The organism is Paracidovorax valerianellae (genome assembly GCF_900102625.1).
Lineage (GTDB): Bacteria > Pseudomonadota > Gammaproteobacteria > Burkholderiales > Burkholderiaceae_C > Paracidovorax > Paracidovorax valerianellae.
Genome location: NZ_FMZC01000002.1, coordinates 549,302 through 573,506 on the forward strand (window position 1 = coordinate 549,302; position 24,205 = coordinate 573,506).

Below are 24,205 nucleotides of genomic sequence, written 5' to 3' on the forward strand. Positions count from 1 at the left end.
CACAGTGCCGAGGGATGGATGACCGAACAAACGTTGACGTGTCTACGCGACGGCTGCAGCAAGCCCGTCGAAATATCTGATCCGGGCCCTATGCGCCGGTTCATCCTGCAACTCCAGCAGTTGTACCGGAGCTCGACACTGGCCGGCGACAACGCGGCGCAGTATTGGGCCGACATCGCGGTGAACTCCAGAAGCCCTTGGGCCCCATTGGCCCACGTCCCAGGCGCTGTCGCGGTGTTATGGACACCCGAAATAGCGCCGACCACCGCGCTCACGCTCGCAACGGCAGGCTATGGCTTCGCCGCTCTGCCCAAGAACCTGATTCACTTCACGACGGCAGCCGGTGCTGCAGGGATAGCCCGCACCGGAGTGATCCGAGCCAGCGCTTTTCCCCGCCACGGCATCTACGGCCCTGGTGTGTACATGGCGCGCATCGGACGCCCCCTGAACCTGATCGTGGCAGCGCAGGCACGGGTTCCTATCATGTTGGCAACACCGGCGGGCACGGCGCGGATCCTCCCTTATCTGGTGTATGTGCGATGGGGCCTCAACGGCGTTAAGGTCCCCCGATGAGCAAACGGAAAACCTCCGACTATCTTCAAACGGCAACGATCTGGTTTGCCTGGGCTTGCTGGGCCATCGCCTACTGGCAGTCGAACTGGTGGTGGGTGGCGGGGTCCATGGTCCCTTATCTTCTTTCGCAGAGTTTCGGTCACCTTTTGGACAAAGACAGAGACGCCGAATGAATTGCCAAGGCCGCAGCCTGGTCGAAATCACCCGATGCTCACCCCGCCACCATCCCCTGCACGAACCGCTGCACCCGCGCATCGAACTCCGCGCTCGTCGCGGTGAACTCGACCCCCGCCAGCACCTGATCGCCCACCGGTTTGAGCGTGACCACGCGGGCGTACACGTCGCGGGCCTGGTACTGCACCAGGGGGAGGTCGAACGACAGCCGCAACTCGCCATGCAGCGGCGCGGCGCCGCTCAGCTCCAGGAGCGCGCCGTGGTAGCCCATGTCGCGCAGGATGCAGGGCTCGGCGTGGGGCATGACCATGCCGTCCTGCACCAGTTGCCAGGTGCACGGCAGGCGTGCCTCCACGCGGTGGCTGCGGCGGAACTCCTGGCGGGGCACCTTGAGTTTTCGGCTGGGCACGGCGACCAGTTCGCGCATGGACAAAGGCTCAGAGCGCCCCTTCACGAAGACCTGCACGGGCGGCGCGACGGAGGCCATGCTCCAGCAGCGCTGGTACACCGCTTCGCTCACCAGCACCTGGCCGCGCAGGGCGAAGGTGCGCAGTTGCTGCGCTTCGATGACCACGTCGCCCAGCAGAACGGGCGACTGGCGCATGCCGGCCGAAGGGCCGAAGCCGCCCACCAGTGCAGGCCCGCAGGCGATGCCGATGCCGAGATAGATGGAGGGAAGGCGGTCTTGCAGGAAAGCGTCGTTCAGGTCGCGCACAGCCATCTGCAACGCCAGGGCGCACATGGCTGCGCGGTGCACGTCGTCTTCGGCCGGATTGGCGTTGCCGGCCAGCCCGAAGACGACGGCACCGGCGTCGCCGGTCAGGTGGTCCGCTTCAGCGCCGTAGCGGGCGAGCACGCCGTGCACGCAGCCCAGGATGCGCTCGACCCACGGCAGGGATTGCTCGGGCGGCAGGTGCGAGGCGATCTGCGAAAAGTCGCGCAGGCCGATCTTCAGCAGGGTGACTTCGCGCGGCTGCAGGTGCGGGCCACCTTGCGGTGCCAGTGCCTGCGCCTGCGTTTGGGCCCGCGCCGGCAGCGGGGTGTCCGGCGCCGCCGGGGAATCGCCAGGGGGGAGAGAGGACATGGGAGCGCGTTGCTTTCTCTTCGGGGGGCCTTTTGGTGCGTGTGCCGCGCTGGCCCATCGGCCTTGACGGCGGTGAATGGACCCTGGCTGCGCGGTGGGCGCTCGTGAAGCAAAGCATAGGGGCCCCGCGTTGCCACGGTCAAGCGCGCAGGCGGGCTGCGGCCCGACGTGGTGGGCCGGCACCACGGATGGGTGGATGAAGATGGGTGCGCAGGCTGCCAGCCTGCCGCGCTGGCCGTGCGCGACGCGCCTCAGATGGCCACGAGCTGCCGCACGCCCTTGGCTTGCATTTCCGAACCGGGCCCGCGGGCGATGACTTCGCCGCGCTCCATCACCAGGTATTCGTCGGCCAGCTCTTCGGCGAAGTCGTAGTACTGCTCGCACAGCAGGATGGACACGGGGTGCCCGTCCAGCCCCTCGCTGGCCAGTTGGCGGATCACGCGGCCGATGTCTTTGATGATGCTGGGCTGGATGCCTTCGGTGGGCTCGTCCAGGATCAGCAGGCGCGGGCTGGGCGCGAGCGCGCGCGCGATGGCGAGCTGCTGCTGCTGCCCGCCCGACAGGTCGCCCCCGCGCCGGCCGAGCATTTGCTTGAGCACCGGGAACAGGGTGTAGAGGTGGCTGGGAATGGGGGTGGAGCCGCTTTTGTAGGCCAGGCCCATGCGCAGGTTTTCCTCGACGGTGAGGCGGCCGAAGATTTCGCGGCCCTGGGGAACGAAGCCGATGCCGGCGCGGGCGCGGTCGTAGGGCGTGCGGGTGTGGATGGGCTCGCCTTCCCAGGTGATGGTGCCGCTCTTGATGGGGACGAGGCCCATGAGGCTTTTGAGCAGGGTGGTCTTGCCGACGCCGTTGCGGCCCAGGAGGACGGTGACTTTGCCGGGGGAGGCGGTAAGGCTCACGTCTCGGAGGATGTGGGAGCCGCCGTAGTACTGGTGGAGGTTTTGGACGGTGAGCATGGATTTTTGATGTCTTTTGGGCTTGGCGCCTTAGGTTTTATTGGTTCGGTTGCTATTGTTTTTGTAGTGGCTTTTGTTTTGGGTTCCGGGGCCGGGTCTCGGCCCGGCGGCCGAGGTACTTTTCTTTGCTTCGCCAAAGAAACGTACCCAAAAGAAAGGCGACCCTACTGTCCGTGTCCCCTGCGCTGCGCTCCGGGGCAACCTGCGGTGCTCGCGGCTGGCGGGGTCCGCGCAAACTCGCTTCACTGCGTTGCGCTCAGACAGCGCGCGGCCCTTTTTCCGCCAGCCGCTGCGCTCCTCGGCGCATCCAGAAGGGAACCCGGCAGTCAGACATCCCACACGGGCCATTGCTTCGCTCGGCCCGTTGTGCGCGAGCGCGTTGCGCCGCGCACCTTTGGCCGAGCGCAGCGATGGCCCGGATGGTTGGGTTGGGGGCCCTTCTGGGTGCGCCGAGGAGCGCAGGGTGCGGGGTGGGCAGGTGTGCCGCAGGACACACCTGCTTCGTGAACTGACTCGCCGTGGCTGTTTGAGCGCAGCGCGCAGCGCGAAGCGAGTTCCACGGCGCACCCCGCACCCGAGCACCACAGGTTGCCCGAAGCGCAGCGCAGGGACGCACCCAGCAGGGTCGCCTTTTCTTTGCTTACTTTCTTTTGGCGAAGCAAAAGAAAGTGAGTGCGCCGCCGGGCGCAACTCCCGGCCCCGGAACGTAACTATCGAACAACCAAAAATACAAGCCCGCCCCATCACCGCCCCAAATAAACCTCAATCACCCTCTCATCCCCCTGCACCTGATCCAACGTCCCCTCCGCCAACACCGCCCCATCGCACAACACCGTCACCTTCTCCGAAATCGTCCGGATGAACGACATGTCATGCTCCACGACCATCAGCGAGTGCCGCCCTTTCAGGGTCAGAAACAGCTCAGCCGTCCGAGCCGTCTCCTCATCCGTCATCCCCGCCACCGGCTCGTCCAGCAGCAGCAGCTTCGGGTCCTGCATCAGCAGCATTCCGATCTCCAGCCACTGCTTTTGTCCATGGCTCAAATTGCCCGCCATGCGCGCCACGCTGTCGGCCAGGTGGATGGTGTGCAGCACCTCGGCCAGCCGGTCCGACTGCGCGGAATCCAGGCGAAAGAACAGGCTCGACGCCACGCCCTTGTGGGTTTTCAAGGCCAGTTCCAGGTTCTCGAACACGGTGAGCTGCTCGAACACGGTGGGCTTCTGGAACTTCCGGCCGATGCCCAAGCCAGCGATTTCGGGCTCGTTGTGGCGCAGCAGGTCGATGGTGCTGCCGAAGAACACGGTGCCTCGGTCGGGCCGGGTCTTGCCGGTGATGATGTCCATCATGGTGGTCTTGCCGGCGCCGTTGGGGCCGATCACGCAGCGCAGCTCGCCCGGCGCGATGTCCAGGTTCAGGCCGTTGATGGCCTTGAAGCCATCGAAGCTCACGTGCACGTCTTCCAGGTACAGGATGCGGCCGTGGGCCACGTCCACCTCGCCGGGCACGGCCACGCGCGAAAAGCCTGCGGCGCGGCCGCCGGACGCGGTCTGGCCGGTGGGTGCGCCAGCGGCGGGGTGCTTCAGGCGGCGCGCGCCCTCTTCCATCAGTTCGGGGGTCATTGCGCACCGCCTTTCCGCAGCCGCTTGATCCAGTCGATGGCACCGCCCGGCTTGCGCAGCAGGCCGACCACGCCTTGCGGCAAAAACAGGGTGACGGCGATGAACAGCGCGCCCAGAAAGTACAGCCAGAACTCCGGCGCGGTGACGGTGAGCCAGCTCTTGGCGCCGTTCACCAGAAAGGCGCCCACGATGGGCCCGATGAGCGTCGCGCGCCCGCCCACCGCCGCCCACACAGCGATTTCGATGGAGTTGGCGGCGCTCATCTCACCGGGGTTGATGATGCCCACCTGCGGCACGTAGAGCGCACCGGCCACGCCGCACATCATGGCGCTGATGGTCCAGATGGTGAGCTTGTACGGCAGCGGCGAATAGCCCGAGAACATGACGCGCGTTTCCGCATCGCGCACCGCCTGCAGCACGCGGCCGAATTTGCTGCGCACCAGCCAGCGCCCCAGCAGGAACGAGCCCAGCAGCGCCAGCCCCGTGAGCACGAACAGCAGCATGCGCATGTTCTGCGTGGCGATCGGCTGTCCCAGGATGCGCTTGAAATCGGTGAAGCCGTTGTTGCCGCCGAAGCCCGTCTCGTTGCGGAAGAACAGCAGCATGGCGGCGTACGTCATGGCCTGCGTGATGATCGAAAAATACACGCCCTTGATGCGCGAGCGGAAGGCGAAGTAGCCGAACACGAAGGCCACCAGCCCCGGCACGGCCACGACGAGCACCAGCGTGGCGACGAAGCTGTCGGACAGCGCCCAGTGCCAGGGCAGCTCCTTCCAGTCGAGGAACACCATGAAGTCGGGCAGGTCGCTCTGGTAGTTGCCGTCGCGGCCGATCTGGCGCATGAGGTACATGCCCATCACGTAGCCGCCCAGTGCGAAGAACAGCCCGTGGCCCAGGCTCAGGATGCCGGTGTAGCCCCAGATGAGGTCCATGGCCAGCGCGCAGATGGCGTAGCACATGATCTTGCCCAGCAGCGCCACGGCGTAGTCCGACAGGTGCAGCGGGCTGCCAGCCGGCAGCCACAGGTTGAGCACCGGCGCCACGGCGCACACGGCGATGAGCGCGGCGATGAAGGCCGACCAGCCAGGACGGGTGAGCAGCGGCGCGGCGGCGGGCAGGGAAATCTCCCGCGGGGACGCGGCGTGGATGGTGGTGGCGTTGTTCATGCTTCACGCCCTTTCATGGCGAAGATGCCTTGCGGGCGCTTCTGGATGAAGACGATGATGAAGACCAGCACGGCGATCTTGGCCAGCACGGCGCCCGTCCAGCCTTCGAGGAATTTGTTGAGCACGCCCAGGCCCAGCGCCGCGTACACGGTGCCGGCCAGCTGGCCCACGCCGCCCAGCACCACCACCATGAACGAATCGACGATGTAGCCCTGCCCCAGGTCGGGCCCGACGTTGCCGACCTGGCTCAAGGCGCAGCCGGCCAGGCCGGCGATGCCGGAGCCCAGCGCGAAGGCGTAGGTGTCCACGCGGGCGGTGTTCACGCCCATGCAGGAGGCGATGGGCCGGTTCTGCGTGACGCCGCGCACGAACAGGCCGAGCCGCGTGCGCCCGATCAGGAAGGCCACGCCGCCCAGCACCGCGAAGGCGAAGGCCACGATGATCACGCGGTTCCAGGGCAGTTGCAGGTTGTCCATGAGCTGCACGCCGCCGCTCATCCACGCGGGGTTTTCCACGCCCACGTTCTGCGCGCCGAACACGGTACGCACGAGCTGCTGCAGCATCAGGCTGATGCCCCAGGTGGCCAGCAGCGTCTCCAGCGGCCGGCCATAAAGAAACCGGATTACGCTGCGCTCCAGCACCGCGCCCATGAGGGCCGAGGCGCAGAACGCCGCAGGCACCGCAGCGACCAGGTACCAGTCGAAGGCGCCGGGCAAATACTTCTGGAACAGGCCCTGCATCACATAGGTGGCGTAGGCGCCGATCATCATCAGTTCGCCATGCGCCATGTTGATGACGCCCATGAGGCCGTAGGTGATGGCCAGGCCCAGCGCGACGAGCAGCAGGATGGACCCCAGGCTGATGCCCGAGAACAGTGCGGCGAGCTTCTCGCCCCACTGCAGCCGGCCTTCCACCGAGGCCAGCGCGGACTGGATGGCGGCCTTGACCTTCGGGTCGGTCTCTTGCCGCAACTGCTCCAGCAGCACGGTGCGCGTGGCGGGGTTGCCGCTGGTGACCAAGTACTGCGCGGCTTCCAGGCGGTGGCCCGCATCGCTGCTGGCCAGCAGCACGCGTGCGCGGATGGCTTCGAGCCGGCCGCGCAGGCCGGCGTCTTTCTCGGCGGCCAGGGCTTTTTCGACCAGGGGCAGGCGCGAGGCGTCGGTCTCTTCCTTGAGCGCTTCGATGGCCGCGCGGCGCTGGGCCGCGTCGGGCGACAGCAGTTGCAGCGAGGCCAGCGCGGCATCGAACTCACCCCGCATGCGGTTGTTGTTGACGATGTCTTCGGCGTCATCCGGCACGGGCACTTCGGCGCCCGTGGCAGGGTCGATGCCCTTGCCGTCCTTGATGGCGATGGCCCGGTCGCCGGCGATCTTGACCGCGTCGTCGGCCATGGCGCGGATAAAGGCCAGCGTCGCATCGTCGGGCGTGGCGATGGCCTGCTGCAACGCGGCGATGCGCTCGTCGGTCTCGCCCGCCGCCATGGCACGCGCGGCCTGCGGCGTGAGCGCGTGCGCCTGCACGGCGGCACATAGCAGCAGGCAGGCGATCAGGCGGTGGAAGAAGTTGGGGAACATGGGGATAAGGGGAATCTTCACGAACGAGGGAGGACTGCAACCACGGCTCTGACTTCGTCACGCCGTCTGCACCCGCGCGGCCCGAAGCCAGCAGACGCCGTGGAACCGGCTTCGCCGGGCCGCTGGCGCCGTCCCCCCTCCCGCGCAGCGCAGCGAAGCGAGAGAGGGGGTGAAGGCGCGCAGCGCCTCAGGGGGGTGTCACTCCGATTTCACTTCGATTTGCCTTCCGGCTCGTCCTTCTTCTTGTCGTTGCCTTCGATGTACGGGCTCCACGGTTTCGCCTTGACCGGGCCGGGCGTCTTCCACACCACGTTGAACTGTCCGTCGGCCTTGATCTCGCCGATGAACACGCTCTTGTGCAGATGGTGGTTCTTCTCGTCCATCTTGCTCACGATGCCGCTGGGCGCCTGGAAGGTCTGGCCGGCCATGGCGGCGATGACCTTGTCCACGTCGGTGCTCTTGGCCTTCTCGACGGCCTGCTTCCACATGTGGATGCCGATGTAGGTGGCCTCCATCGGATCGTTGGTGAGCGGCTTGTCCATGTGGCCAGGGATCTTCTTGGCCTTGGCGTAGTCGCTCCACTGCTTGATGAAGGCGGTGTTGGTCGGGTTCTTGATGGACATGAAGTAGTTCCATGCCGCCAGATGGCCCACGAGCGGCTTGGTGTCCACGCCGCGCAGTTCTTCTTCGCCCACCGAGAAGGCGACGACCGGCACGTCCTTGGCTTTCAGGCCGGCGTTGCCCAGTTCCTTGTAGAAGGGCACGTTGGAGTCGCCGTTGATGGTGGAGACCACCGCCGTCTTGCCGCCCTGGCTGAACTTCTTGATGTCGGCCACGATGGTCTGGTAGTCGGCATGGCCGAACGGCGTGTACTTCTCGTCGATGTCGCTGTCCTTCACGCCCTTGGATTTCAGGTAGGCGCGCAGGATCTTGTTGGTGGTGCGGGGGTACACGTAGTCGGTGCCCAGCAGCACCCAGCGCTTGGCGCCGCCGCCGTCCTTGCTCATCAGGTAGTCCACCGCGGGAATGGCCTGCTGGTTGGGCGCGGCACCGGTGTAGAACACGTTCTTGGACAGCTCTTCGCCTTCGTACTGCACGGGGTAGAACAGCAGGCCGTTCATTTCTTCGACCACGGGCAGCACCGACTTGCGGCTCACCGAAGTCCAGCAGCCGAAGATGACCGAGACCTTGTCCTGGCCCAGCAGCTGCTTGGTCTTTTCAGCGAACAGCGGCCAGTTGGAAGCGGGGTCCACCACCACGGGTTCGAGCTTCTTGCCGAGCACGCCGCCCTTGGCGTTGATCTCGTCGATGGCCATGAGCACCGTGTCTTTCAGCACGGTCTCCGAAATCGCCATGGTGCCCGACAGGCTGTGCAGCACGCCGACCTTGATGGTGTCTGCGGCATGGGCCGGCAGTGCCGACAAGCCCGCCAGCGTAGCGACGGCCGCGAAGGCCTTGAGAGAGTAACGACGTTGCATGGATGCATCTCCGATGGATGGGTTCAAACCGCTTCGCCCGGGGCCCCGGATCGGGGCTGTGTTCGGTCGATGGAATGGATTCTGGAGAGGACACCCCGCGCCGGAAATACGCCAAGTGGCGTACACGGCCGCCCCGGGCTGGTCGGCACGCGGCGCTCCAGCGCGGCGACGGGCAGCAGGCCGCACCGCGCATGAATGCTATTAATTTAATAGCAATACACCGTCGTCTTTATTGCGCTGGAGCCGTATTTCACTCAACACCTTCGGACGGCGCACCGACAGCCGCCCGGCGGTGGTGCTCAGTGCCCCGCACCCTTCAGCGCATGCACCGTGGCGATCTTGTTCACGGGGCTCGACAGCACCAGCGACGTGGTCACGGCCCCGTGCTGCGCCAGCGCATCGACCACGGTCTGCAGGTCTTCCGGCTCGGCGATGGCGCAGCGCACGATGAAGCAGTCCTCGCCAGTCACGCGGTCGGCCTGCAGCACCTCGGGCATGGACTCGAACAGCTTCACATATGGCGCGATGCCGGCGTGCGTGGTTTGCACGCGGATGATGGCCTGCAGCCGCACGCCGATGGCCCGCAGGTTGACGCGTGCGCTGTAGCCTTCGATCACGCCCGCGTCTTCCAGCTTGCGCACGCGCTCGCTCATCGCGGGCTGGGACAGGCCGATGCGCTTGCCCAACGCGGCCAGGCTTTGCCGGGCATCGGTCTGCAGGGCTTGCAGGATCAGCCAGTCTTTCTTGTCCAGGGTCATGCAAAGGCTCCAGGCGGCGGGGGTAGACAAAAAGTGGGGGGGCGGGTCGGTCGCGTCCGATCATCCATCGGTTTATGGCGGGCAATTCCGATGCCCGGCCCTTCAACGGCAACGGTAGCCCGCCTATCGTGCAAGGCCCGGCCCCTGCGGCCTTTTCGATGGAAGGCACAAGCCCATGCAGTTGGTTGGAATGCTCGATTCTCCTTACGTCCGCCGTGTCGCGGTGTCGCTGCGGCTGCTCGATCTGCCGTTCGAGCACCTGCCCCTGTCGGTGTTCGGCACCTTCGAGGCCTTCGGCCGCATCAACCCGGTGGTGAAAGCCCCGACGCTCGTGGCCGACGACGGCAGCGTGTTGATGAATTCCAGCCTGATCCTCCAGTGGGTCGCCACGCTGTCGCAGCGCAGCCTGCGGCCATTGGGCGGACCGGCGCTGCAGCGCGATCTGCGCATCACCGGCCTGGCCCTGGCCGCGTGCGAGAAGGCTGTGCAACTCGTCTACGAACGAAACCTGCGTCCCGCGGAAAGGCAGCATGCCCCGTGGACGGAGCGGGTGAGCGGCCAGTTGCGGGCAGCCTGCGCGCTGCTCGAAGCAGAACTCGGCCAGGCGCCCTTGCCGGCCCCAGCGCAGGAGATCACCGACGCCGGAGTCACTACGGCGGTGGCGTGGGGGTTCATGCAGATGATGGTGGCGGACACGGTTCACGCGGCGGACCATCCCCTGCTCGCCGCCTATGCGCAGCAGGCCGAGCGGCTGCCCGCCTTCGCCGCCTGCCCGGCCCGCTGAAGCCATCCATACGCGCCCTGATGCGTGGGTGCGCGGGCCCCCGAAGGCTGTCACGCGACTGACGGCCGGGCCGAAACACCCCTAAGCGGCCGGGCCTTCCCGAGCGAGGCGTTGGGCCGGCCGCCCCTCGGAAGAACGGCTGCTTTCTCACAGTGCGGGACGTGGCTGCGATTTGTACGTAGTTTCCAGCATGTGGATTTCCACAATCAAAACGCGCTTGACTGGGGATACATTCACGCACCTCCAAAACGAGCGCTGCTGGCGACGGTACGCGCAGAACCCATGCAAGAGACAAGCACACTCCCTCGCAAGAAGCCTTTCTACCGCTCGCTGTACCTGCAGGTGCTGTTCGCCGTCGTCGTCGGCGTGCTGCTGGGACACTTCTACCCGGCCCTGGGCGAGCAGATGAAACCGCTGGGCGACGGCTTCATCAAGCTGATCAAGATGATCATCGCGCCTATCATCTTCTGCACGGTGGTGATCGGCATCGCGGGCATGGAAGACATGAAGAAGGTCGGCCGCACCGGCGGGCTGGCGCTGCTGTACTTCGAAGTCGTGAGCACCGTCGCGCTGATCATCGGGTTGATCGTGGTGAACGTGCTGCAGCCCGGCGCCGGCATGAACGTGGACGCCTCCACCATCGACACCAAGTCGATCGCCGCCTACACAGCGCCCGGCAAGATGGGCACGACCACTGACTTCCTGATGAACATCATCCCCACCACGGTGGTCGATGCGTTTGCCAAGGGCGAAATCCTGCAGGTGCTGCTGATCGCCGTGATGTTCGGCTTCGCGCTGCACCGCTTCGGCGGCCGCGGCACGCTGGTGTTCGACTTTATCGAGAAGACCTCGCACGTGCTGTTCACCATCGTGGGCTACATCATGAAGGTGGCGCCCATCGGTGCGTTCGGCGCCATGTCGTTCACCATCGGCAAGTACGGCGTGGGCTCGCTGCTGTCGCTGGGCAAGCTGATGGGGTCGTTCTACCTGACCTGCCTGCTGTTCATCTTCATCGTGCTGGGCTCCATCGCACGGTTCCACGGCTTCTCGATCTGGAAATTCATCAAATACATCAAGGAAGAGCTGCTGATCGTGCTGGGCACGTCGTCCAGCGAATCGGTGCTGCCCCGCATGATGGAAAAGATGGAGAACCTGGGCGCCAAGAAGACCACCGTGGGCCTGGTCATTCCCACCGGCTATTCGTTCAACCTGGATGGCACCTCCATCTACCTCACCATGGCTGCCGTGTTCATCGCACAGGCCACGAACACGCCGCTGGACATCACCCATCAGATCACGCTGCTGCTGGTGCTGCTGCTGACATCGAAGGGCGCGGCCGGCATCACGGGCAGCGGCTTCATCGTGCTGGCAGCATCGCTGTCGGCCGTGGGCCACGTGCCGGTGGCGGGCCTGGCGCTGATCCTGGGCATCGACCGCTTCATGTCGGAAGCGCGCGCGCTCACCAATCTGGTGGGCAACGGCGTGGCCACCATCGTGGTCGCCAAGTGGACCGGCGATCTCGATGAGAACAAGCTCAAGCAGCGCCTGAACGACCCGAACTGGGTCGATGCCGACGCCCCCGAGGTGCTGCTGGACGCCAAGACCGAGCGCATGGACACGAGCGGCCACCGCTGAGGCGCCGTTAAGCCTTCAGGGCGGCACGCGCTGCCGCCCTGCCCCCTCGGGTGTCACCCATCCCATCAGGCCGGCTTTCGCCGGCCTTTTTCATTCGGGGCTGTCGTCGGGATGCAGGCGGCTACAGCGCCGAGGTGTCGGTGAACACAGCCGGGTCGGGCAGATGATCGGCCAGCCAGCCGGGATCGAGTTGCAGCGCCTGCAACAGTTCGTCCGGCAGGGCACCGATGGTTTCGGCCAGCGTCGCCTTGGGGCCGACGGCGATCTCCGCCAACAGCGTGGCCACGTGCACGATGGCGCCCAGGCGGCAGAACGACGGGCTGGCGAGCGGATCAGAGGCGGTTTCCAGCGCACGCACCACTTCGTCCGGAAACTTCCACTGCCGCGCCAGTTCGGCGGTGACCTGCCCTTCGGTGAAGCCCAGCAGGGTCTGCTCGCGCTGCCAGCGGCCTCCGGGCAGGTGCGGCAGGCGTTCGATCTCGACGATCTCGCGCGGCGCCTTCTGCGCGATGATGAGCTCGCCCAGCCGCACCATGAAGCCGGTGAGCCACGACTGCTGCACATCGGTGCCCAGCGCCCGCGCCAGCCACTGCGCATAGCCGGCGCAGGCCATGCTTTCCTTCCAGAACTCCTCTCGGTCCACACCCGGCGCGTCGGCGAACGAGCCGGTCATGCAGGCGGCCAACGCCAGCGTGCGCACCTGGTTGAGCCCCACCATGTTGATGGCGTCGTCGAGCGAAGACACCTGGCGCGGCAGCCCGAAGCGCGCGCTGTTGGCCATGCGGACCAGCTTGGCGGTGAGCGACGGGTCCTTGGAGATGGCCGCGCGCACCTTCTCGAAGGGAATGTCGTCGTCGTGCAGGGTCTGGATCAGGCTGCGGGCCACCTCGGGCATGGTGGGCAGCTTGACCTCCTGGAGGAAAGCGGCGAGTGCGGGCATGCGGGACGACCTTTTCGTGGGGGTTGCGTGCAGACCGGCCTTCCAGCCCGCTGGTGTTTTTGTATCACCGTCTTACCGCCCGCCGGGCAGGGAATCCACCAGCCCCCGGGTTTGTGCCGGTCTGGCAACGCCGGGCGGCTCAGGCCCCAAGGCGAAACGCGCGATCGAGCGTGGTCGTCAGGCGATCGGTCAGCCGGTCCGAGGCCGCCTGCGTCGGGTGGATGCCGTCGGTGGTGTCCGTATCGACCGAAAACGGCATCGAATCCCACCGCGCGTGCAGGGTGCGCGTGTCCTTGGCCACTTGGTGGATCACTTCGTTGATCGCCCGCATGGTGGCCAGCGCCTCGGGGCCGAAGATCTTGTCCGAAACCGGCGTGAGCCCCGTCACTACCGCGGCCCGCCCGAGCGAGCGCACGACGCGGATGAGGCCGCGATAGTCCGCCTCGAACTGCTCCAGATCGAAGCCCGGGCGCGCATGGTCGTTCACGCCCGCCTGGAAGACCACGATGCGCGAGGCATGGGGTTCGGTATCGAAAGGCCCTTGCGGGCCGCGCGGAAAGAGATAGGGCGGCGCGTTCTCGAAGGGCTCTTCGTAGCCCCGCACCAGGTCGTACACCCTGAGGCCCGCGGCCGTGCGGTCATCGACCACCCAGCCCGGCCGCTTGAACACGATGCGCTGCGCCGGGGTCTGCGCGTTCCGCCCGGTGGCGGAGGCCGGGTCGAACCCGAAAAGAATGCTGTCGCCATTGAGCTCTACCGAGCAGGTCCGCTGGGGGCCGAAAACTGCGCTCATCGATATCCCTTCGTTGTTATGGCTGGTGCCCGGAATGGGCTGCCGGGCGCCTCGCAGTCCACCACAACACAGGCGGAATCACAACCGGCGAAAGGCATCCATAAATCAAATACATCTGGATGCAATTTAAGGTATTGCGCTGCACAAACGACGTTTACGTCAATCGAAAGACGGCCAGCATAATGCGGACCCGATTCAACGCTCAGAAACAATTTCTCGCATGACTAATCGCCGCGTAACAATTCAAACACCTTTGGGAGAGGCGCTGCAATTCAGGCAATTGAAAGGAAGCGAGGCGCTGTCCGGGTTGTTTGAATTCGAGATCGACCTGATCTCCAAAAACAGGAGCATCGACCCGAAAGCCTTGCTGGGCCTGGGCAGCACGGTGGTGGTGGAGACCGAGGGGTTGGGAAAGCGCTATCTGGACGGTATTGCCACGGGTTTTGGAATGCAGGGGCAGGACACCTCTGCCAATTATTCCTACCGCCTCATCTTGCGGCCCTGGTTGTGGCTTGCCACGCGGCGCAGCGATTTCAAGATTTTTCAGGAAATGACCGTCCCGGATATCGTTGAAAGCGTGCTGCAGAAATATGGCCAGCCGATGCAGAAAAAGCTCTCGCGGGCTTATCGCGTGCGGCCCTACACGGTTCAATACCATGAAACCGATTTCGCATTCATTGCGCGGCTGTGCGAATCGGAAGGCATTTACTGGTATTTCGAACACCAGTCCGGCAGCCACACGCTGGTGTTCGCCGACGACGTGATGGGCTCGCACAGCCCGCTGCCGGGCGGCCACGTCATTCCCTTTCACCCGCCGGGCAAGACGGCGCTGGCAGACCGGGAGCACATCTTTTCGTGGCACATGGGCCAGGCCGTGCAGCCCGGGCGCGCCTATCTGGATGACTACGACTTCAAGAAGCCCCGGGCCGACCTGTCCGACATGCGCCAATCGCCCCCCGGCCATGCGCACGACAGCTACGAGATGTACGAGTGGCCGGGCGGCTACACCGAGTTTTCCGATGGCGAGACCTACACCCGGCTGCAGATGGAGACGGGCCTGGCCGGCCACCATCGCGCCAACGCACGGTTGAACAAGCGCAGCATCGCGCCCGGCTACACCATCGTGCTGGACAACTACCCGCGCGAAGACCAGAACCAGCAGTATCTGGTGGTGTCGGTGGACTATCACCTGGAGGAAAACGCCCAGGCCAGCCAGGGCCTGAACGGCGTCGGGCAGATCCAGGGCGGATCGATCCAGCGGTTTTCCATGGAGGTGCACCCCACCGCCATGCCGTACCGCCCTGTCGTCGCCACGCCCCGGCCCCGCACCACCGGCCCGCAGACCGCCGTGGTCGTCGGCCCGCCGGGCGAAGAGATCTGGACCGACCAGTACGGCCGCGTCAAGGTGCAGTTCCACTGGGACCGCATCGGCGCCATGGACGAGAACTCCAGCTGCTGGGTGCGCGTGTCCTCCACCTGGGCGGGGCCGCAGTTCGGCAACGTGTTCATCCCGCGTATCGGGATGGAGGTGATCGTCGATTTTCTGAACGGCGACCCGGACTACCCCATCATCCTGGGCTGCGTCTACAACGCCGACAACATGCCCCCGTGGACGTTGCCGGCCAACGCCACGCAATCGGGCATCAAGACCAAATCGAGCAAGGGCGGGGCCTTCGGGGACGGCATGAAGAGCGGTGCGGGCGATGCCAACGCCATCCGCTTTGAGGACAAGGCCGGCGCCGAGCAGCTGTGGCTGCATGCGCAGAAAGACCAGCTCACCGAAGTCGAGAACGACGAAGACAAGTGGGTAGGCAACGACCGGCGCAAGACCATCGACCGGGACGAGACGAATGTGATCCACCGCGACCGGACCGAGACGGTTGATCGAAATGAAAAGATCACCGTGCACGGCTGGCGCACCGAGGAAGTCGATGGGGACGAAAGCATCACTATCCATTCGAACCGAACCGAGCGGGTGGACCACAACGAAAAGATCAGCATCGGCGATAACCGGCGCGAGGACGTGGGCATCGACGAGACGGTGAGCATCGGCAAGAACCGCACCAAGACCATCGGCAAGAACGAAAAGGACAAGATCGGCAGCAACTGGTCGATCAAGGTTGGCAAGTTCAAGACCGAAACCGTCGGCATCGCCTACATGCAGAACGTGGGCGTGGGCCGCATGGAGAACGTGGGCGTGGCCTACAACCTCAATGTGGGCGCCATCATGGCCACCGTGGTCGGTAGAACGCAAAACACCACTGTGGGCAGCGACCAGTCCACCACCGTCGGCACCAAATACACCTTGACCGTGGGCGCCGGAGGTGGCGGCAGTGCGGCCGCAGGCGCGGGTGGCCCCAAGAACATCGTCGCCCCGTCGGGTGGTGATTCCGGGGGTGGGCCGGGCGGTTCCAACATCACGATGGATGCCAAAAGCGTGTCTATTTCTGTCGGAAGCAGCAGCTTGGTTCTGAAAGAGGACGGAACCATCACGCTGAACGGCAAAGACATCACCTTCTTTGGCGAGAACAAGATTCTTTCGGTCAGCCCACAGGTCCGCGACAACGATTGAAGGCGTACACACGCGTTCCCGCTGCCTATTTTCAGGAAACTCCATGGCCATTCCCCAACGCAACGCCCTGTCCGAAACACACGGGCAGCCCCTGGTCCGCATCGCCCGGGTCCTGTCTGCCGACATCGCGGGCCGAGTGACCGTGCAGCTCGACGGACAGACGGTCGCCGCAGAAGCCGCGACCCATCTCCCTCCGTTGCTGCCCGGACAGCGTGTGGCGGTGCTGCTGCCTGAGGGCGATGCTCCGCTCATCACGGCGGCATACCCGCTGGCGGCCGGATGTGACGCCCAGATGGCTACGGGCGAGCGCATGGAGGCAGCCATCGGCTTCGACCCGGCAACCGGCACGCTCAACATCCAGGCAAAGCAATTGAATCTGCAAGCCCTCGGTTCGGTGGAAATTCGCTGCGGTGAGGCCGTGCTGCGCTTCACCGCGCAGGGCAACGTTGCGCTGCACGCCCAGGCCATCACGCAGTCCGCCATCGGTCCTTATCAGATCGAAGGCGCATCCATCGACCTGAATTGAGCCGCGCTACACATTCATGCCCTGCCGCGAATCACTCATTACCGAGCTTCTGGAAGACACCGCGCGGGCGCGAAGGCGCCGCCTTCACATCACTGCGGCCATGGACTTTCGCCTGCTCGCGCTGCAAACCGTGGACGACAAGATCGATCGCAACCTGCGCGCGCTGTCGGTCTTCGGCCAGGATGCGATCCAGGCGGCCGAGCAAGCCATTGCAGCGTCTGATCACGCGCCGACCACCGACGCACTGATCCACGTGGCCGCCGCCTGCGCAGTGCAGGCGGCAACGCCGCAAGCCGATGATGAAATGCTGGTGCGATGGTTCGAGCGCTTTGGCGCAACCCACCGCACCGCATTGCGTGACGCATGGTGGTTCTACCCTCTGGACCGGGCCAGCGCCGCACGCCATCCGGCACGTGTGGATGCACTGCTGCGCAGCACCCATGAGCCGGCCTGCTCGCTCGGTGTTGAACTGGCGGGGCGATGCGGCATGCAGACGTGCCTTCCTTTGATCGTGCCCATCGCTGCCACGGCAAACGAAGGCCAGTTACTGCGCGCAAGCGAACTGGCTTTGTGCCGCCTGGGACAGCCACCCGATGATCTCGCGGCGCGCATCCAGCGGCGCGGCAGCGGCACGGCCGAGGATCTGCTGCACGCGCTGCGCCTCATCGCCGCGAGCGGCCGTCTGGACTTGGCACAAGCAGAGGGCTATTTGCGATGCGCGAGCATGCCGCACCCCGCATTGCAGCGTCTGGGATGGTGCCTGGCCACTCTTTGCGACCCTGTTCAAGCCCATCAGCAGGCCGACGAGCGCGCGGCCATGGCCCCGGACCTGCGTCTGCAGGTGCTGGCCCTGGCCGGCTTTCCACAAACACTCATCGCTGTGGCCCGCGAAGTGACAGCCCAACCAGGGCCAGCCACTGCACCTCAAATGGACGCATTGACGGTTCTGCTGGGCAACGTACCGATGCAGGTGCGCACCACCGATGTCTCGCCCGAAGAGCGCGAAAAGGCCCTGCGTCTGCGCGTGCTGCAGGTATTCCGTGACGCGCACATTGCCGTCACCAACGAGGCCAAGACCTGCGCCTGGGAGGCCGGCTTGATGCTGGCCGAGCCCGACCCTGCCCACCATCGTCGCCTCCGTTTCGGCCGCGCCGTGCGATCCCAGGAAGCCGGAGGAGTCGCCCTGCTGCCCCCGGTGCAGCAACTCGGCTCCCTGATGCGGCAGGCGCTCTACATCGAGCAATCGGTACAAGCCCACCGGCCTGTGGGCGCGAGCCTTTCGGCCTATGCCAGCACGCGCCACCAGATGCACGTGATCGGGCTGTCCGAATGGCTCGGCGAGGCTCACGCCGAAGCCCGTTGAACATGGCCGACCTGTTCAATCTGACCCCGTTCGCCGCAGCCGTGTATCCCCATGTGGACGATCAAGGCCTTACTGCCCGGCTGCTGGTGGTCAAAGGCATCTGGGAACTGGACCGGGCTGACCGTTTGGCCGATGGACCGGGCATGTTGGGCCTGCATGACCGGGCCCTCGCCCTGCCCATCGGTGAGCTGGACCTGGAACCCGCGCAGCGCGAAGCGCTCGGTGAACGCGCAGCGCAAGAAATCGACTGGATGCCATCGGACGCCGTGCCGCCCAAGCCCCGCTTCGATCTCATCGTCAGCGGCTATGCCCATGCGGCGGCTGGGAAGGCCGAGCATCGGTTCATGGCCGCCGTAGCACATGGAGCCCAGATCGTGGGCCTCACGCTTTGCGCGCCCCGTTTCTGGCGCAAGACGTTGCTCCAGGGTGGAGGCGGAATGCCCGGCGATTACCTGGCCGCGGTACGCCGAGTCCCCGTGCATCCTTGCTTTGCCTTCGGCGGGGAAAGCCATGGCGGTGAAACGCTCTACAACCCCCAGGGCATGGGCAGCGCGGCAGGGCACAGCGGCGCAGCCATCGAGCGCGTCGCGCTGCCGTGGGTCGAGCATCCCGACCACCCGGTCACCGATCTCACCCGCTATCCCATGGCCGCAGGCTTCGGCCCCTGGCCGGAAAACGCCGCATTCCGCCTGTCCCACATGGGCACGAGAGACCTGCCATGGCAGCGCGAGCGAGCGCCCCGCAGGCCCCAAGACTTTCACCCGCTGTTCCACAACCAGGCCGAACCTCGCTTGCAATGGAGCCGCGCGCCGGCCCCGGGCGACACCATCGCCCTGCACCAGTTCACTCCCGAAGGCCTCACGCGGGTCATCTGGCCCAGTGTTCGCCCCCAGGCCACCGTGGGCCGCCAATCCGCCCTCCCACTGGTGGCGGACACCTGTGTCGTGGCCCCGCAAGAGGGCCGATTCGCCATCGTCTGGCGCGGCCTCCTGCCGCCCTCTGGGGCCATCACCGTGCGCGCCTCCAACGCCTGAGGCGGCCACACCGCAACCCTTTCCCGCCCTGCCCCCGTCCAATGCCCCTCCACAGCCCCCGCCCCGTTCTGAAGATCGAGCACGCCACACTGGTCACCAGCCTGGGAGACGACTGGCTGACCAGCGTGGCGGCCTTCACTGCACGGCGCAAGCACTTCCGTTACGCAGAAGTGGATGGCACCAAGCTGCTGACCGCTCCCGCGCGCGACGTCGCAGGTGAATTGCGAGGCCCCGCACGCCTGCGAGAGCTCCTGCGCGCCGCCTGGAGCCCCATGGCAACCTGGCTCCAGGCGCTGCCGCTCGTCCCGACGCTGTACCTGCTGGCCCTGCCCGACTGGATGGTCACTACCGCCGCCCAGAACAGCGCATCGCCGGCGGCAGGGCAGCCTGATGCCCCTGATCCACTGCAAGGGGCCATCGATGCGTTCGGCGCGCAATGCCGACGTGCCGGGCTGCCCGTGCTGGCCGTGCATGCCTTTTCGGGCGGCGCGGAGACCTGCCATATCGCTCTGGCCCGCACCTTCCGGGCGCTCGGCCACGATCTGCCACCCGCGCAAATCGTCCTCGTCGCTGCGGACTCGCTTTGCGACCGGGACATCCTGCTGCGCGACCATCGGGCAGGCCGCATCTACGACCGTGACCACGGCAGCGGCTGGGTGCCAGGCGAGGCGGCCGCCTGCCTGCTCTTGCGACCATCGGCGGGGTTGCAGGCGGTGGGGCGCAAAGCCCTGGCGCTGCACGCGCCCTGCATCAGCGATGCGCCAGTGCCGTCCCCGCGCTGGCCCAGCGACTGGCAGGGCGACGGCCGCGCATTGCAACAGGCCATCGAAGGCGCGCTCGGCGCCGCCGGCCTGCGCAGCGATCAGATGGATCGCCATCTGAGCGACAGCGATGGCAGCCGCTGGCGTCTGGAGGACGAAACCGCAGCCCTGGCCCGCATGGCGGCCATGGCCAACGCGCATTGGAGCGCCGAACCGCTTCAGCCGGCAGAGCTTCTGGGGCAAGTGGGCGCCGCCTGGGGTGCCGTGCAATGGGCGCTCGCACAGGGATTGCACCAACACGGCCTGGCCCACATCGGCCAGGCGCTTTGCACCACGCAAGACATCTCAGGGCGCTGCAGCGCCAGCGCACTGGCATGCGGCGCAAGCGACTGACGACCACCCGACAGCAACACGACATCAAAACGGCACGGCCAGACAATTCAAGGGAAGCACAGCGTGGGCAAGGTCTATATCGACGGTAAAGAAGTGGTGTCGCAAGCGGCGGCCGGCAAGGTGAACAAGCCGGATGACTTCGTCTTCCTGCGCAAAAAGGACAAGCCGGGCACCGCGCCCTACCGCAACGACAGCGGGTCCATCGGCAACCCCGCAGGCTCCACCTTTCACTCGGGCACCGATGTGGCCACGGCCGAGAGCGCGCTCATGAACGGCCAGCACGCACCACAGGTGTCCGACAAGGGCGGAGTGATCACAGAGGTCCGCGACGGACCGGGGATCTTCACCGGCGATTGGGGCAAGCAGGTCTGGATCGAAGCCAAGCAGACGGTGCGCCACCTGACCGAGGTGGGCACCACAGCGATATTTCGCCAGTTTCCGACGCTGGAGAACATTGCCAGGAACGTCAAGGGCATCGCGGGCCAACTCGATGGCCAGTTGGGTGGCGAGATGGCGGACGAGGCCGGCGAAGAGGTCCTGGAGGCTGCCAAGGCTCTCTTCACGATGGACACGCTCAAAGAGCTGGCTATCGACGGCGGCCTGGCCGCCGCTACCGCCGTACTCACAGCCGCCACCCCTGCCACGCTGGGCGGTTCCGGCGCTGGCGCCCTGGCGACAGGGACTGCCACCGCCGCTCGCGTGGGCCAGCGGGTGAATGCGACCGCCCAGACGGCGGGCGCGCTCAAGGAAGAACTGGGCGCCTTGATCGCCGAGCTGTCGCGGCCTGATCTGAGCGCCGAGGAGCAGCGCGCGCTGGCCAAGCGCGGCGTTCGGTTCCTGGCCGGCGGCGGGGCCAACCTGGTTGCCTCGCTGCTGGCCAAACGCAAGATCTCGCGCGAAGCCAAGAAGAAAGAGAACGACAAGGCCAAGGTCGAAACCTCGAAGAAAGAGGCGGACAAGCCCACCCAGTGCCCTTGCGCCAGCAAACAACCGGTCGTGATCGCCACCGGCGAGAAGTCCCTGACGCAGACCGACCTGCGCCTCTCCGGCCCCATCGCTCTGGCCTGGATACGCCAGTACCGCAGCGGCGACGCACGCACCGACGGCTGGTTCGGCCAGGGCTGGAGCCATCCACTGGCCACTGAACTGTGGCTGCAGGCCGACCAATTGCTGTACCACGATGCCCAGGGGCGCGCGGTGCGCCTGCCGCTGCTGGCCGAAGGGCAGGAACACTTCGACGCCTACGAGCAATTCACCGTGCGCCGCACCGGCCCGCACACCTGGCAGCTGGTTCACACCGACGGGCGAACGCACCACTTCGTGCGACAGGCAGCGGGCCAGTGGCGGCTGCCCCTGCAAGCGCTCACCGACCGCAACGGCAACCGCCTTCAACTGCACTTCGAGGCGAGCGACCTCACGGAACGCCCGGCACACGCCGGGAATCAGCGCGATCAGAGCGGCGCCGCCGCCGGATTCGATCCCTTTGGCATACCTCCCAGACCCCGCCGCATCACCGACAGTGCGGGCCGCTGGCTGCAATTGGGGTGGAACCCGCAAGGTCAATTGGAGACGGTCCACGCCGTGCATGCGCATGGCCAGGAAACCCTGCTGGCGCGCTATGACTACGCCCCCGACGCAAAAGACCCGCGCAGTGAGCAAGCCCCGCCCAACCTCGTGGCCCACACCAATGCCGAGGGCCAGGTGCGCCGCTTCGAGTGGAGCCACCATCTGTTGGTGGGCTACACGCTGGCGGGCGGCGCGCGCCACCGCAACGAGTACGACGAGCCCAGCCCCCAAGGCCGCGTCACCCTGTCGCACAACCTAGACAGCGGCGCAGCGCAGCAGTTCACCTACGAGCGGCACCGCACCTGGATGCACGACGCGTTGGGCCGCACCCTCGGGTTTGCCTTCGACGAGCGGCGCGACATCGTGGCCGTGCGCGATGCGCTGGGGCACGTGAGCCGCACGCCCTTCGATGCCAACGGCCACCCCGAGGCGGCCGTGGATGCCCTGGGCCGCGAGACGCGCACCGTGTTCGACCGCCGGGGCAATCTCACGCTGCACCTGGATGCCGCCGGCAACGCCACACGCATCGAGTACGGCGTGCAAGGCGGTGAGCAAGACCGCCCCGTGCGCGTGACCGACGCCCTGGGCCAAACCTGGACCCACGCCTACGACGCGCGCGGCAACCGCATCCGCTCCACCGACCCGCTGGGCCGCACCACCCGCACCGACTACGACAGCCGGGGCCTGCCCGTGGCGGTGACCGATGCCGCCGGGCGCACCCGGCGCCTGCAGTGGGATGCCGCCGCCCAGTTGGTGGCCTACACCGACTGCTCGGGCCACACCAGCCGCTACGCCTACGACGCGCTGGGCCACCTGGCCGCCAGCATCGATGCCCTGGGGCAGGCTACACGCTACGACCACGATGCCCTCGGTCGCCTGCGCGAGGTGGTCGAGCCCACCGGGGCCACCCACCGCTACGAGTGGGGCGGCGAGGGCCAGTTGCTGGCCTATACCGATCCGCTGGCCGGCACCACGCGCTACCGATACCACGGCTCGGGACAGCCGGCCGAGCGCACCGATGCGCGCGGCGGCGTGCTGCGCTACCACTACGACCGCGCCGAGCGGCTGATCGCCCTGGACAACGAGAACCGCGCGCAGACGCGCTTTGCCTACGATGCGGCCGACCGCCTCACCGACGAGATCGGCTTCGATGGCCGCCACCAGCGCTATGGGTACAACGCCGCGGGCGAGTTGACCCATGTGATCGAGGCCGGGGGCAGCGATGCCGGGCCGGGCAAGGTCACGCACCTGGAGCGCGATGTGCTGGGGCGGCTGGTCGGCAAACGGGCGCGGGGCGATGGCCAGGGCAATGGTGCGGCACAAGACACCACCTACGCCTACGACCCGCTGGGCCGGCTGACGGCGGCCACCAACCCGGCCGCGCAGATCACCTGGCGCTACGACCCGGTCGGGCATATCCTGCAGGAGGTTCAAACCCTCAAGCCCTGGGAGCCGGACGCTGGAGCGGCCAAGGCAGACCCCTTGGAGCGCACGCTGTCGCACCAGTACGACGAGCTGGGCCACCGCACCCGCACCACCCTGCCCGATGGTCGGGCGCTCGACTGGCTGCATTACGGCTCGGGCCACCTGCATCAGATCGGGCTGACCGAGCCTGCGCAGGCCGGTGCTGGCTCGGCAGGCACCCGCGCCGTCATCGCCGACATCGAGCGCGATGCGCTGCACCGCGAAACGCAGCGCAGCCAGGGGGCGCTGCAAAGCCAGTACGACTACGACCCGGCCGGGCGGCTGGTGCGCCACCGGGCAGCGATGTCCACGAGCGCGGGCTCACCCTCGGCTGCCGCCGTCACCACGCGGGGCCAGCCCGCAGCCGGGCCAGTACTGGAGCGCGCCTACGCCTACGACGCCATGGGCCAGCTCATCGCCCGGGCCGACACGCTGCGCGGCCGGCAGGACTTCCGCTATGACCCGGTGGGCCGCATCCTCGCCGCCCTGCCCGGCCAAGGCAGCGAGGGCGGATACCTGCCCAGGGAGTTGTTCGCCTTCGACCCGGCCGGCAACTTGCTGGATGCCAGCCAGGCGCAGATGCAGCGTCAGCAGGAAGACCGATCGGAACAGGGAGCATCGCAGGGACTGGGCGCCCTCCAGGACAACCGCCTGCGGTTCTATCAGGACCTGCACTTCGAATACGACGTGCATGGCAACGTGACGAAGCGCACCCGGGGCAACCAGCGTGCAGGCCATCAGGAGATCACCGAACTTCGTTGGAATGCAGACCATCAACTGGTCGAGGCCACCACGACGCGCCACGGGGTGACCCTGGCAACCCGCTACGCCTACGATGCGTTGGGCCGGCGGGTGGCCAAGGCCGATGCCTTCGGCACCACGCGCTATCTGTGGGATGGCGACCTCATGGTCAACAGCCAGCGCGGGGGCAACAACAGCCTGTTCATCTACGAGCCGGGCAGCTTCGTGCCGCTGGCGACCGTGCAGGGCAC

18 protein-coding genes are annotated in these 24,205 nt (G+C 66.4%); 9 read left to right on the forward strand and 9 right to left on the reverse strand.

The genetic code is table 11. The features are described 5' to 3' along the window. The first annotated feature begins 18 nt into the window (after positions 1-18). Positions 19-573 carry a hypothetical protein gene (locus BLT03_RS05180; protein WP_245711247.1) on the forward strand — a complete coding sequence of 185 codons (555 nt, stop codon included), beginning with the start codon at positions 19-21 and terminating at the stop codon, positions 571-573. A 211-nt stretch (positions 574-784) separates the two neighbouring features. Here the strand turns inward: BLT03_RS05180 and BLT03_RS05185 are convergent, their stop codons facing one another. From BLT03_RS05185 to BLT03_RS05215, 7 genes are all read right to left on the reverse strand, one after another. Next, positions 785-1,831 carry an adenylate/guanylate cyclase domain-containing protein gene (locus BLT03_RS05185; protein WP_092740956.1) on the reverse strand — a complete coding sequence of 349 codons (1,047 nt, stop codon included), beginning with the start codon at positions 1,829-1,831 and terminating at the stop codon, positions 785-787. A 251-nt stretch (positions 1,832-2,082) separates the two neighbouring features. Continuing rightward, the gene (urtE, locus tag BLT03_RS05190) at positions 2,083-2,787 is read right to left on the reverse strand and encodes an urea ABC transporter ATP-binding subunit UrtE (protein WP_092740958.1); all 705 of its coding nucleotides are present in this window, start codon (positions 2,785-2,787) and stop codon (positions 2,083-2,085) included. Positions 2,788-3,530: 743 nt separating this feature from the next. Next, the gene (gene urtD / locus BLT03_RS05195) at positions 3,531-4,406 is read right to left on the reverse strand and encodes an urea ABC transporter ATP-binding protein UrtD (RefSeq protein WP_092740960.1); all 876 of its coding nucleotides are present in this window, start codon (positions 4,404-4,406) and stop codon (positions 3,531-3,533) included. Then, a complete protein-coding gene (gene urtC / locus BLT03_RS05200; protein WP_092740962.1) occupies positions 4,403-5,572 on the reverse strand; it encodes an urea ABC transporter permease subunit UrtC in 1,170 nt (389 codons plus the stop codon). The genes urtD and urtC overlap by 4 nt, the downstream gene beginning before the upstream one ends. Beyond that, a complete protein-coding gene (urtB, locus tag BLT03_RS05205; RefSeq protein WP_092740964.1) occupies positions 5,569-7,146 on the reverse strand; it encodes an urea ABC transporter permease subunit UrtB in 1,578 nt (525 codons plus the stop codon). Before urtB ends, urtC begins: the two co-directional genes overlap by 4 nt. 209 nt (positions 7,147-7,355) lie before the next feature. Next, the gene (gene urtA / locus BLT03_RS05210; RefSeq protein WP_092740966.1) at positions 7,356-8,624 is read right to left on the reverse strand and encodes an urea ABC transporter substrate-binding protein; all 1,269 of its coding nucleotides are present in this window, start codon (positions 8,622-8,624) and stop codon (positions 7,356-7,358) included. 299 nt (positions 8,625-8,923) lie between these two features. Then, positions 8,924-9,382, reverse strand: coding sequence for an Lrp/AsnC family transcriptional regulator (locus tag BLT03_RS05215; RefSeq protein ID WP_092740967.1), 459 nt, complete (start codon positions 9,380-9,382; stop codon positions 8,924-8,926). Positions 9,383-9,557: 175 nt separating this feature from the next. Between BLT03_RS05215 and BLT03_RS05220 the strand changes: the two genes are divergently transcribed. Both BLT03_RS05220 and BLT03_RS05225 read left to right on the forward strand, forming a co-directional pair. Continuing rightward, a complete protein-coding gene (locus BLT03_RS05220; RefSeq protein WP_092740968.1) occupies positions 9,558-10,166 on the forward strand; it encodes a glutathione S-transferase in 609 nt (202 codons plus the stop codon). 282 nt (positions 10,167-10,448) lie between these two features. Next, entirely contained in the window at positions 10,449-11,801 is a 1,353-nt protein-coding gene (locus BLT03_RS05225; protein ID WP_092740969.1) for a dicarboxylate/amino acid:cation symporter, read from the forward strand. A 121-nt stretch (positions 11,802-11,922) separates the two neighbouring features. Here BLT03_RS05225 and BLT03_RS05230 read toward each other — a convergent pair whose 3' ends face one another. Both BLT03_RS05230 and BLT03_RS05235 read right to left on the reverse strand, forming a co-directional pair. Then, positions 11,923-12,741: an HDOD domain-containing protein gene (locus BLT03_RS05230; protein WP_092740970.1), complete on the reverse strand. Its 819-nt coding sequence runs from the start codon at positions 12,739-12,741 to the stop codon at positions 11,923-11,925. A gap of 139 nt (positions 12,742-12,880) precedes the next feature. Beyond that, positions 12,881-13,534, reverse strand: coding sequence for an SGNH/GDSL hydrolase family protein (locus BLT03_RS05235; RefSeq protein WP_092740972.1), 654 nt, complete (start codon positions 13,532-13,534; stop codon positions 12,881-12,883). Positions 13,535-13,754: 220 nt separating this feature from the next. On the opposite strand from BLT03_RS05235, the gene BLT03_RS05240 reads away from it, so the two are divergent. The 6 genes from BLT03_RS05240 to BLT03_RS05265 all read left to right on the forward strand — a co-directional run. Then, the gene (locus BLT03_RS05240) at positions 13,755-16,106 is read left to right on the forward strand and encodes a type VI secretion system Vgr family protein (RefSeq protein WP_092740973.1); all 2,352 of its coding nucleotides are present in this window, start codon (positions 13,755-13,757) and stop codon (positions 16,104-16,106) included. A 43-nt stretch (positions 16,107-16,149) separates the two neighbouring features. Further along, the gene (locus BLT03_RS05245; protein ID WP_092740975.1) at positions 16,150-16,632 is read left to right on the forward strand and encodes a hypothetical protein; all 483 of its coding nucleotides are present in this window, start codon (positions 16,150-16,152) and stop codon (positions 16,630-16,632) included. A gap of 100 nt (positions 16,633-16,732) precedes the next feature. Continuing rightward, positions 16,733-17,995, forward strand: a complete 1,263-nt coding sequence (locus BLT03_RS24420) for a hypothetical protein (RefSeq protein ID WP_175537666.1) — start codon at positions 16,733-16,735, stop codon at positions 17,993-17,995. Positions 17,996-17,997: 2 nt separating this feature from the next. Continuing rightward, positions 17,998-19,029, forward strand: coding sequence for a DUF2169 domain-containing protein (locus BLT03_RS05255; protein WP_092740979.1), 1,032 nt, complete (start codon positions 17,998-18,000; stop codon positions 19,027-19,029). Between the two features lie 41 nt (positions 19,030-19,070). Further along, positions 19,071-20,183 carry a hypothetical protein gene (locus BLT03_RS05260; protein ID WP_092740981.1) on the forward strand — a complete coding sequence of 371 codons (1,113 nt, stop codon included), beginning with the start codon at positions 19,071-19,073 and terminating at the stop codon, positions 20,181-20,183. A gap of 63 nt (positions 20,184-20,246) precedes the next feature. Continuing rightward, positions 20,247-24,205: DUF6531 domain-containing protein (locus BLT03_RS05265; protein WP_092740983.1), on the forward strand; the 3,959-nt coding region annotated here is incomplete at its 3' end.